The sequence below is a fragment of the uncultured Flavobacterium sp. genome, assembly GCF_963922255.1.
In the GTDB taxonomy this organism is placed as follows: Bacteria; Bacteroidota; Bacteroidia; order Flavobacteriales; family Flavobacteriaceae; genus Flavobacterium.
In genome coordinates, this window is sequence record NZ_CAWUIC010000004.1 from 1 (window position 1) to 11,908 (window position 11,908).

Annotated in this window: 12 protein-coding genes; all 12 read right to left on the minus strand. The window is 29.6% G+C overall.

Annotation, left to right across the window (positions count from 1 at the left end):
- Positions 1-73: 73 nt before the first annotated feature.
- On the minus strand, positions 74-433 hold the full coding sequence (locus tag AABJ49_RS04670) for a hypothetical protein (RefSeq protein WP_338376460.1): 360 nt from the start codon (positions 431-433) through the stop codon (positions 74-76).
- 141 nt (positions 434-574) lie between these two features.
- Positions 575-1,048: a hypothetical protein gene (locus AABJ49_RS04675; protein ID WP_338376462.1), complete on the minus strand. Its 474-nt coding sequence runs from the start codon at positions 1,046-1,048 to the stop codon at positions 575-577.
- 167 nt (positions 1,049-1,215) lie between these two features.
- Positions 1,216-1,674 (minus strand): hypothetical protein, encoded by a 459-nt coding sequence (locus AABJ49_RS04680; RefSeq protein ID WP_338376464.1) that lies wholly within the window; start codon positions 1,672-1,674, stop codon positions 1,216-1,218.
- Positions 1,675-1,685: 11 nt separating this feature from the next.
- Positions 1,686-2,420, minus strand: a complete 735-nt coding sequence (locus tag AABJ49_RS04685; RefSeq protein WP_338376466.1) for a TIGR02391 family protein — start codon at positions 2,418-2,420, stop codon at positions 1,686-1,688.
- Positions 2,421-3,025: 605 nt separating this feature from the next.
- Complete coding sequence (locus AABJ49_RS04690) at positions 3,026-3,244, minus strand: hypothetical protein (RefSeq protein ID WP_338376468.1); 219 nt, start codon at positions 3,242-3,244, stop codon at positions 3,026-3,028.
- 164 nt (positions 3,245-3,408) lie between these two features.
- Positions 3,409-4,179 carry a competence protein CoiA family protein gene (locus tag AABJ49_RS04695; RefSeq protein WP_338376470.1) on the minus strand — a complete coding sequence of 257 codons (771 nt, stop codon included), beginning with the start codon at positions 4,177-4,179 and terminating at the stop codon, positions 3,409-3,411.
- Between the two features lie 143 nt (positions 4,180-4,322).
- Positions 4,323-4,940 (minus strand): HNH endonuclease, encoded by a 618-nt coding sequence (locus AABJ49_RS04700; protein ID WP_338376472.1) that lies wholly within the window; start codon positions 4,938-4,940, stop codon positions 4,323-4,325.
- Positions 4,933-6,348, minus strand: coding sequence for an AAA family ATPase (locus AABJ49_RS04705; protein WP_338376474.1), 1,416 nt, complete (start codon positions 6,346-6,348; stop codon positions 4,933-4,935). Before AABJ49_RS04705 ends, AABJ49_RS04700 begins: the two co-directional genes overlap by 8 nt.
- Before the next feature lie 166 nt (positions 6,349-6,514).
- Positions 6,515-6,916, minus strand: coding sequence for a hypothetical protein (locus AABJ49_RS04710; RefSeq protein WP_338376476.1), 402 nt, complete (start codon positions 6,914-6,916; stop codon positions 6,515-6,517).
- Positions 6,917-7,227: 311 nt separating this feature from the next.
- Entirely contained in the window at positions 7,228-9,327 is a 2,100-nt protein-coding gene (locus AABJ49_RS04715) for a hypothetical protein (protein ID WP_338376478.1), read from the minus strand.
- Positions 9,328-9,495: 168 nt separating this feature from the next.
- The gene (locus AABJ49_RS04720) at positions 9,496-10,167 is read right to left on the minus strand and encodes a hypothetical protein (protein WP_338376480.1); all 672 of its coding nucleotides are present in this window, start codon (positions 10,165-10,167) and stop codon (positions 9,496-9,498) included.
- A gap of 161 nt (positions 10,168-10,328) precedes the next feature.
- Positions 10,329-11,627: a hypothetical protein gene (locus AABJ49_RS04725; RefSeq protein WP_338376481.1), complete on the minus strand. Its 1,299-nt coding sequence runs from the start codon at positions 11,625-11,627 to the stop codon at positions 10,329-10,331.
- Positions 11,628-11,908 lie beyond the last annotated feature (281 nt).

The window sequence follows — 11,908 nt, forward strand, 5'->3', positions numbered from 1 at the left end:
AAATATAACCCCTACTCAAAGTTGTTAATAACTTTATGGTGCTTTACATAGGAACTGCTGTTAGCAGCGGCTTTTATTTTGTATAAGCTTCCAATGCAATTATTAATTTGCCAATTTCATTATATGACAAATTACTAACATCTATCTCCCAAACATGGTATTTGTTTTTTGGAACTGTATTATATGTTCTATGAATAAAATCACTATTAATTTCAGAAACACATTGATTTAAAGAATTAAATTTCTTTTCCGAAATATTAGGAATAGGATATTTCAGACCTATTTTTAAATAATCAACAAAAAGCTCAAAATGAATTTTTCTACTAAAACCAGAATATATATAGCCATCTCTTAAACCAAAACCTTTTGTTTCAAAATTAGTTTTTAGATAGGAGTAAAGTTCTTCTATTTTCTCTTGATTTTTAGATGCCATTTGCGTATTGTTTTACAAGTGTTGCTACTGAAGTGTTTGTATAAGGTTAGTTACGTGTTTTAAGCACTAAAGTTAGCAAATAAATCGCAGATAGAAAGTCTGCGAGGAGTTTTGTAAGTAGGCGAGAACTAGCCATTAATTTTATACGGTGTTAGCTACAGTTTTTATTTGTCTTTTTATCAGTTTGTCAATTCGTCTTTTGTTTTCTTGCTGTAATAATGAAGGATATAAATTCATTAAATTATTTACGACCATTATTATCAGTGCGAATAATAAGTTGTGAGTAAAACTTTTATAAACAGCAAAAAAAGTGACGAAAATAAATCCAATCAGATGGCTTATTTCCGCAAGAGTCATTTCTTTTCGTATTTCAGTCAATTCCACTTTTTTGTTTTCAAGTTTTATTTTCTGATTAAAAAACTTGAAAAAGGTATTTTTCACAACCCATTTAAAATATCCAATTCCGATTTTTTTATTCGTGTTCTTACTCGCAATAAAGTTCAGATTTGACAATTTTTCGTAATATTCTGTTTTCACGAGCATACTATTCAAAATCATTCCTACAATCCAAGATATAAAGGAAATTGATATTCCAAATGTCAAATATTTAATCATAAATTTTCTTGTTCTGTCAAATTGTAGCTAACGGTTTGCAGCTACCCGAAGGAGGCGATTTCGAAGCACTTCACTATCAACCAAGAACAAACTTTGATAGGAGCACAAAGCTTGATTTAATCACTGAACCGCCACTTTTGGGTAGGTGTTTTTATAGACAGCTTTTTTTACTGTTTTGGTATCAATTGCTCAACTGAAAAATAGTAAAATTCACCGCCAATTGGATTTCGAGTATGTTTGTCAACAACCCTAACAGGAATATTATATTGTCTACCGATGTTAGCTGTCGAATTTTCTCCTGCAAAAAACTTTTCGACTAAATTGTCCCAAAGAGATTTGTCTTGGTCTGGGTTTTCTAAATGAAATTGTTCAATCTGAATTTTCGCTGTCGCTCTTGACAGATAAAATTGATGGTATTCATAAGTTCTTTCTCGAAGTTCAGGGTTATTATCAATCCTAATGTATGTTGAAGGGAATAGTACTACACCACGTCTGTTAAATGCTGAAATTAGTTCCGTATAAAAATGTTTTGCTTCATTTTCATCATTTGCTGTGAAGGATGTCATAAAATGAATTATTGCATTATATCCAATATCTTCAAATCTTAATTCAAGTAAAAATTCCATACTGATTGGTTTTAGGGTTTATAATAAACGGCTTTATCAAGTTGTCGATAGAGAAAGGAAATTAAACTTAAAATATCCAAACAGTCCTGTTTGTCAATAGGCCAAGTAATTGCTGGTTCGTGAGCTGTCGGATTTCGTATAGCACTCATTAAGCCTCCTGAAATAAATTTAATACCATCTTGGAAGTCTTTGTCAGTTTGCGATTGACAAGTGGTTGCTTTCAAAACACCATTGTCACAACCCCAAACATTCAGCATAAGTGGTTGTCCATCTTTATCGCTTTGTGATTTTGTTTTTACGTCTTTGTTGTATGCTTTTGCACTTTCAAAAACTGCGTGAAAATAATTTCCTTGTGCAAAAAGTCTTTGAGAATGCTTTGTCACTTCAGAATGAAAATTTCTCTTTAAAAATTCGTCAAGATTGTCTTTATGGAGCAGGTTATATGGACAGTGATTTTTTTCTAAAAATTCAATTGTTGTTTTCTTCTGTTCTTCTGGTGTCAGTTCAAGGCAAAAATTAATAAGTCGTTTTGCCCTTTCTGTATTGTCTAAAGGTGTCTTTGCTAATGAGAGAACCCAATTAAATAATGATTGTGCTCTAACTGATGTTATTGAGGAGTTAGGAAAGTTCTCTTTATTTACCCTTAAAATAGATTGTCCAAGTCGATCAATTTCATTAACCGATGTCGAGTATTTTAGTGAATCCCCGATTTGAGTTGCTATATGTCGAAAATTTATTTCTTGCAATGTCGTTTCTTTAAAGTTTTCTATAACAAGTCTATATCCACAACTCTAATACTACTATTACAACAATTTTGCAGGATAGTCTCAATTATATACTGTTTTATTGATGCTAATTTAGTTTTAATTTGAATTAATTGATTACGTATAAATACGTAATTTTAAATAAAAAGGAGATAATTTTTTATTTGATTACTAATTACAATTTCAAACTTTATATTTGATTGTTTGTAGTTGCATATTTTTGAAGTAGATTTTTTTGGTATTGCCTTAGCGGCTTAATGCCAGAATGGTGAAAGTTATTATTGGAAAGATAACACCAAATAGGACCTGATACCATTTTAGGATGAAAAATTTATTAGGAGAGAAGACTAAACGCACTAAGGTTGAAAAATAGTATCTGAAGGTTCTTTCTGCTTTTGATATAAAAGAGCTGTTTTTTGCTTTCACCTGATAAACAAATTTAGTACAACATATAACTTTGGATTGAAGTTATTTTGGTAAAAGTATAGGGTTACTGCTATACTTGCAAATTTTATAGTATGTAATTCGGGAACTTCACATTACTTTTTTGTTGATTTTAAGCTCAAAACGTTACTAGAGGAGCAAAATTAAGATTTAAAAAGAAAAGGCATACTAAGCCTTATTTCTTTATCGAAAGCATACATACTGTCTTCTTCATCAAAAGGAATAAGGTAAATTATCGCATCCTTTGTTTCTGTTGTTGTAAATATCGGATGTGTACTATCTTGTATATTCATAATGGTTAACTCAATACCTAAATGAAAAGCCTCGAATTCGTGTGGTACTGTTAATTGATAATTGTGCATTATTATAAAATTTGATAAAAAACAATTTTTTCAGTTATTTAATTTTTTTGATATGATTACAGATACAAAATTACTTTTAGAATGTATTGAAAATTCTGTTGGAACTTCAATAAATTTACTAAGCTTTAATGTTTTTTACTAACCATTTCATTATATTACTTTATTCAAGATTTGTAATGCCGTATAAATTCTTCTTTCAAAAACCTTTTTACAATAAATGCATTTGAAATTTTAACAGAATCTATACACAAATATATATATATATCATCTAAATCGAAAAACATAGGCATTGCTGTTTTATCCCATCTTTTATGTTGATATTTCCAAACCATTAAAAAGTAATTTTCTTTATAGCTGTATTGAGCATATTTTTGCTCAAAACTCTGTAAGTAATACCAACCACTATTATCTTTTCTTAGTTTTTCTGCTTCATCAAGTTTTCCTTCTTTTTTTAATCTTCTATATTTTGCATCTTGATTTACAGCCCAAGGATATTCTACATTTTCTGCAAATTCTTCAGCTATATTTTCAAATAGAATAATGTTTTTTAAATATTTTTTTAAATCTATTACCCAAACCATTTTTTTGTAAAACCTTTCACGAGATAATATTTCATCAATTGTAATTGGAGAATGTTGAAATTCAATTACCAAATTTTTTGACTTAATATATATATCTGCAATATGTTTTTCACCAGTTATATTATCATATTTAATAAATTCTTGTTGAAAATCATAAAAATTGTTTTTCCATTCTCTATGCCATTCAGTTTCTCTTTCATACCATGTATCACATTCAAGTAAGTTTATATGTTTCCAATGATTGACTCGCAGTTTTCCACAATATGCGCGTACGTTATTCCCACAGCAAATACAAATTCCTATCTCTTTTGGTTCAGCTTCTTTTCTCTGTAAATTGACTAAAGCATACTTCATTTTTATTGTTTATTTATAGAAACGGTCTCACCTGCGAAAAGTGTAGGTTTTTAGGTACTAACTTTCGGATTAATATCAACCTTTGTTTTTAGCTTATTAATTTTTGACTCAATTGTATATAGTCTTTTCTATACAACGTTTTTTTAGCGTATTGCTTCTTTTATCGTATTAATAAGGTATTCTTTCTCTTTTTGATTTCCATTTTTTAATTCATTGATTAATTGCTGCATAACAGTAGGACTAATATTTTGATAAGCCTTTGCTCTTTGTTCCACAGTACTCAGTCTAAAGAGTTCACAGAAAGTAATTGTTTCACTTCCTTTTGTAGATTTTGCGACAAAAACACAATTATTTATTATATCAATATGATTTGTATAATTGTCATAATGAGCATGTATTATTATAAAATTTGCTCCATTAGTTGGATAATTCACAACAGCATTATATAAAACAGGTTTGGTACTTTTTTTAGTATTACAAGCAGGACAGCTTAAGGCTAAATTCCTAGTTTCAAATGTGAATTGCTCATATTCAGATTTTGGAATTATATGTTCAATATCTACTTGTTTTATATCAAAACCTAATGGGTACTTACAATAGCAACAAGTATTATTCTGCTGAGCTCTTAAATGATTGATAATATTCTTTTTTATTGAATCAAAAACTCCTTTATTCCAATCAGAATGTGTATTGAAATTATTATCAATTACTGTAGCTTCACCTGCTGTAAGACTATATGGAATTAAAATTCTACTACTCATTAAAATTAGCTTCGAATATTGCTTTAATAACTGATTTCATAGGGTCTTCTTCACGTAATGATGGGTAGAATTCTCTTAATCTATTTTGAATTTTAAGTAGTTCATTATTTGATCTTTTTTCGTTAGCTAAAAGGGCTAGTGCTTTTGAAACATTTTCATATAAATGAAAGTTTCTAGTTGAAGGCATTTCAAAAACATTTAGCAAAATATCTTCAGACGACCACCCATAAGTAGATTTTGAAATCATTTCAGAAAAAATAAATCCTTTTTTATTCTTTAAAGTAATCACACTAGAATTAATAGGGTTTAAGTCAGACGCCAAAAAAGGTGAGTGTGATGCAATTATAATATGACAACCATTAACACTTTGTAAAATTTTGTTGATTAAATCTAGATATCTTGATTGCCATAGTGGATGCAAGCTTATTTCAGGTTCATCAATTAAAATTAGGCTGTCGTTTTTTAATAAAGGAATTAAAGAAAGTAATGTCGAAAGTATACTAGCCTCTCCTGAGCTAGCTTCTCTAAAATTAAAAGGCATTCCTCCCTTTTTAAATACTTGAATTTCAAAACTTCTAATGAATCCAATTTTTCTAAGAATATTTAAAATGTCATAAGCATAAACATTATCACTGTAGATTGAGTTGTCATTATATATTCGAGTTATATTTTTTTCCGAAAAATTTATTGTCAACTCGTTTTCTCTCTCGCTAAAGTTAATTTTATTATTTACGAAATCACAGATATCTTCAGCTCTTTCTTTGACTTCATTTATCACACTTTCACTTCTATATGAAAATCTATTAATATTAATCTCTTCAATATTAGCTATTAGAATTTTAGGAGTTAAGTGACCTTTGTGGTTTTCGAAAAAAGAAGTTGTAAATCTATAATTAAGCTTTATAATCGGTTCATAGTTTAAATAATCAAAGATGTGGCGATAATTTCTTGAAATATCAAATTCCGAATAGCTCTCAAAAACAATTTCTAATGCTCTATTCATTAAAGCTTTATTAGAAAAACTATTAATTCTATTTCTTGTTCCTAAATAATTATATTTAAAATCTCTATGTCTTAAATCTGATTGAGAATCGCGAGTTGGTCTAAAACTTTCATCAACAGGAAATTTGTCAGATATACTATTAGTTAATGCTATAATTTTTGATGGTAGTTTATTGTATTCAAAGTAAAATTCTCTGAATAAATGAACCTGTTTTTGACTACGTGTTTCTCTTGTAAAATATCTAGCGATTTCACTTAAAATTCGACTTTTTCCAGTTCCATTGTTTCCGATTATTAAAGTGAAATAATTATCAGAATTAATCGATTGCTCATTTGTTAGAATTATTTTTTCAGTTTCTATCTGCCTGTTTTCAATGACTAAGCTATATAATCTAAATCCGCTCATTGTTTTTTTTGAGTTTATTTTTTAAATGCTACCTGACGGTCTCGGCTATTAGTAGTTGTGTGGTTTAGCACTTAAATTTGCAAGTACACACCAAGCTGAAAATCCTCACGGATTTTCAGAAATAGGTGAGAACAAGCAATTACTTAAAGCCATTCTTGGCAATAGTTTAATCCTTAATTATGGTTCTTTCTGTAATTTTTTCGTCAAATTTTTCAATAAATATATCCACTTTTTCCTCATTTAAATTACCGTTTACATCTAAAATATCTTGTTCTATAAACCATTTTATTAGAGATTTATTCCAATATTTTGGCCTCATTTCCATACTTTTTTTTTGTTTAATAAAGAATATTTTTTGATAATTACTAGTCGGGTTATAGACATCTGTAATTAGTTCATTTTTTGTATTCAATTCATATATAACTAATTCATTTCCATAAGATTTTTTTTCATAACTCAAAACAGCTTTTCCGTCAATATAGATAGTTTCTTTCTTGAGTTTTATTTCTTGCGCATAAATACATGACGAAATTGATAAAAAAAGAATGATGATAAATGTAGTTTTCATTTTTTGATATTTTAATTAATTTATTTGTATGTAGTGGACTGAAATTGTTTCAAATTAATGCCAAGTAGTTTATACCCGAAACTCTGATACTTGTTTTATACCTATTTAGCAGGATAGTCGCAATTATATTGTTTTATATCGAAGCTAATTTAGGTTAAATTTGAATTAATTGATTACGTATAAATACGTAATTTATCAAAGTTAGACCTTACCTAAAAAGAAACTTCTTTAGATAGCTTTTAAAGAGGTCAAAATTTTATGAATTTTTAAATTATTTTGAAAAATTAGGTGTTGTGCAATGGTTACGGCTGTTAGTGGCTGGCATTATTTTCCAAATTTAACTTCATTTCAAATTCTCTATAAAAGTCAAGTGTTCCAAATGTAACATATTTATTCGTTTTTAATTTCTCATAGAATGAATCATTGTCCTTTGATAGATTTATTGTTTCCAGAAGTTGTCCTAAATTCATGAAACTTGAGCCAAAATATGGGAAATGATTAAATGCTTTGTCAAGGGCTTTTAATTTGGTGAATTGTTTACTCCAAATTGTTTGTTTTTCTTTTAACTCCTCGAACTTCTTCAATATACTTTTTTCCTCTGAATATGTTACATATGAATGGGTAAGTAAAGCGTTAAAAAACTGATTTATTATTGTCTTGTCGTGAAAGCCGCCAAAGTCTAATTGCGTTAATGATATTCTCTCTATTGCTCTGTTATTCCAATAAATTTTCTTAGAGGAATTTGATTTTTGGTTTGTCAAAGTAATTTCACCATTTTCTCTTAAAATTATTTCGGTTCTACCTGCTTGTATTTGAGAAGATAAAATACTGTCTGATAAATCAATAAGTAGGTCAATGTCAATTCCTGATTTTGCTTTTCTTGTTAATACTTTCTTTTTAAACTCGATTAAGATTATCGCGTCTTCTGCTTCAATTAAAAGGTCGCATTCGCCCTCAATGGTATCAACTGAATAAGTACCATGAGAATAAGTTATGCCGTGTTCATTTAGCCATTTGTAAATTAGTTTTTCTAGCGCGTAACCTATGCTGCTGTCAAATTTTTTCACTTTTGCCGCTCTAAAAACCGTGGCTAATGATTCAAAAAGAGAGGGAGCACACCACGACTTGTCCATTAGGATATATTTCGTATCGCTCAATTTTATTAGAGAATTGAATTGAAAATCTACTTTCGTAATGTCTGATGGTAAAAGATATTCTGCGTTGGCTTGTGTGTTATGGGAATTAATATCAAGAACTTTTTTAATTAGTTGTTCCTCAAACTCTTTTAATTTTTTCTTAATAGCAGATACGTAAATAGTAACAACACCATTTCTGTCATTAGAAATTTTAAAAATTTCATTCAGAACGGTAAAGTATTCAGTTTTACTAACCCCAACCACTTTAGAAAAAGTTGCTTCATCAATTTCTTGATATAATTCTTCTATTATTTGTAATGAAAGTTTTGGACGGATTTGAATCAGAGAGTAAATAGAATCCCAAAGTGCTATTTCGGTGCAAAATTTTATTATTGTTTCTCCAGTTTGAAAAAAATGTGTCCACTGATTGTAATGCTCAACATTGTAGTAGCTTGTAACAATTGCGATAGATAAATCTTGAATTTGTCTTAACTCTTTGTCTATATTTCTTAGCGTTTGGATTTCATACGGATATTTTACACAAAGGTTTAGCAAGTAACCTATTGGTATTTGTGGACTTTTGTGCATTCCTAATCCATTACCTTGTCTTGTCAAATGATACCTTTCAAAGTATGTCGAGTAATTGTTTTGGGTGAGTAAATGAAAAATACTTCTTGCTAATGTAATTCCACCGATTTCTTTTACAATGCTGTCAAGTTTGTTGATTGCAAGTTCAATATCTTTAATTTCGAGGCTTTCATTTTCTATGGTAACTTTGCAACCTTCTGAAATTAGTGTTTTTAACTGTATCACTCTGTCATATTCTTGAGGATACTCCTCTCGAATCCTTTCGGGTTTAATGTCGAATGAAAGATCAGAGACTAACTTGTAATCTTTTACGTTTGAGATGATTATTTTCCAAATGTCAGTTTCTTCAAATGATGGAATCTTCTGAATACTTGCGTCTTTAATTGCAAAAAGATTTTGCAAGATATTTAGATAGTCAAGAGTTGGCTCGTCAAAGAGCAGATACCTGTAAACTAAATTTTGAGCAACAATTTTTAGTTGAATAATAGAAATGTTCTTGTTTGTTGTGTCTGCACTTCTATCTATGTTGGCTTTAAATCTTTTTATTATTTCGTCTTGGATAAGTCTTGGCGAATAATGATAAGTAATGTCTATTTCAAGTTTTTCAGCAAGCAACTTATAGTCATCTTTAGCATCATCCAAAGTGGAGCTACTGTCGTCTATGATATTTATAATTTTTTCGGTCATTTTGTTTTACTTAGATGGTCCTTATGCTTGCAACTAATTGTCTCAGCTATGAGTAGTATCGTTGTTAAACGCTTTACTTTGCAAGTACTTACCAAACTAAAATCCGTGAGGACTTTCGTAAGAAGGCTAGAACTAGCAATAAATTATATAAAGTGTTACCTGTAGGTTTTATTTCAGATTTAAATTAGTGGCATCATATTTTTTCAACCATTTTTCTATTTCCTCAATTAATTCTTTACACATTTTGTAAAAAGTTTCAAAATTCTGAAAACAAAGTTCTCTTGGATTACATATTAATCCTAAATCAGAATATCTTTTTACTGATGTGTCAAATTTATCTAAATCTATATAAGTAACTTTTTCAAAATTATCAGCATTTGCTCTTGTCGGTAGCCAAATTTTGAAATTCGCAATTTTGTCAGCAATTTCTTTTGGCATAAAAGGATTTATATCTAACCCAAGTAATGGATTTTGTTCGTACCATTCGTGTGTGAAAAGTAGTTTTTCCTCAAAAAATAACTCTTTATGATTTTCACTTTCTTTTAATGTCTTAAACTCAAAAAATTTTGTCCGCCAACCTCTACTAAAATAATTTTCTTTTGGTTCTTCAATTCCTTTTGTATTTATGGAAATTGTCCAATTCTGTAGAACATTTATCAATTCTGAGACAGTTTCAAACTGTTTGTCAAGCACTTTTGGTTTAAAAGAAAATCGGTTAAAGATTTTAAATGCAATTAGTAATGTTATTAGACTAATTATCAGATTGGAAATATCTATAAAAATATCCCAACCATTTTCGGTTACAAAGTTTGTCAATTCGATTATTTCTTTTTTTTTCAATTCAGTTCGAGTGTTTGTTAACTTACTGGTAACGTTCTCGGCTATGAGTAGTTGCGTGGTTTAGCGGTTAACTTTGCAAGTACACCCCAAACTGAAAATCCGCGAGGATTTTCAGAAGTAGGATAGAACAAGTAATTACTTATAGCCATTATTGGCAACCGTTATTTTTTTGCAAGTCTCCAATAGTTAGATTCAAAATGTCCTCTAACTTTGATAGCTTTACTGTTAGTTATAAAATCAAATAATTCTTTTTGTTTTGGAAGCATAGTCTTGTCTTTGATCAAATCTAAAATTCCATATAATCTATTCACAGCAGCGGAATTAGATAGTTTTCTTGAAATATCAATATCACTTTCTAATAGCTTAAATAAAGTCCTAATTCCTGTTTGCGATAAGTCGGAAATCATTTGCACGTTATATTGTTGAGCTCCTCTTGCGATGCCATAACCGTTTCCAAGAAAAGAAACCATTATCGCTTTAACATAAGTGTAAATAGAAGATAATGGAACATTTTGACCTAAACTAGCCAAATCTCTAGCATAAGCTGGTTCGTGATGAAAATTATCCCACCCATAATGAGCATCGAGTAACGCTTGTGAGTGTTTTTTAAATATTATTTCTTTAAATGACTCTGGAATATATTCAACGCCATTTACAAGTTTAAGAAATTCCAGAGCCTCACTCGCAGCATCTTTTCCTTTTATGTCTCTTAACGAAGAGAATTTTGAAGCAATATTACTCCGAATATCATCTGAAACTAATTCCCATAAATTTGGTCCAATTTGACGAATATTGTATTTTAAATTTGGGTCACAATCTTGTTTAATAAAATTGGCAAATAAATTGTGAATTATTGGTCCGTGAATCTTTTCTGATTGACTTTCAATAATTGCATTTATTTCTTCGACACTTTCTAATCTTTCTAAAGTTAAGCTTTCAATCAAATCTTTTATTTGAAGTCCACGAGCAGGCATATCAAATGTCAATACATATTTGATACAATTTTTAATAAAATTGTATGTTTCAAATTTGTCGATTTCTCCCATTGGAAAATGGGCAGTGCTAAAATTATTTCTGATTTCTCTACATTGCTGTAAAAAAAAATGAGCTTCATTAGGGATTATTCCTAATCCAAATGCTCCAGTAATTAGTTGATAATCTTTGACTTCTCTTAAATCCTCAATAGTTTGTAGTGGTTTTCCATCCCAATTAATTGCGCTTGAAAAGTATTCAATCCCATAAGCAACAATCTTTTTTTGTATGTCAAACATTGCCAAGTTCCAAACATAATTTATTGCAGCATCATTAAGACCAGATTCAATTGCTATTCTTGTCTTTTCTAAACTTGCTTCAAGCCGATATTCTGGTCGTATTGCTAGTTTTACGTTTTCCCAACCTTCAAGAAAATTATCAACTTTTTCAATATGTTTAAATCTATCAGGTAGTATTAATTCTCCCATTTGTTATTACTTTTTCGGTTGTTTTTTAAATGATTGCCTACGGTTAGTATATGAAAAGTAGGCGATTTCGAAGCACTAAACTTTCGGTTAAGCACAAAGTTTGACACGAGCCAAAACCCTTGAATTTACTACTGTTTCGCCTATTTTTTATATACATTGTTACCTGCTGGCTTTATTTTTTCATTCGTCTTTCAGCGTTGGCAAAGACATACTCTTTTGCAATTTTTGGTTGCAGCGTTGGCTGGTGCGAATTGCAAATGTGTATGGCTTTAAGCGTTGGC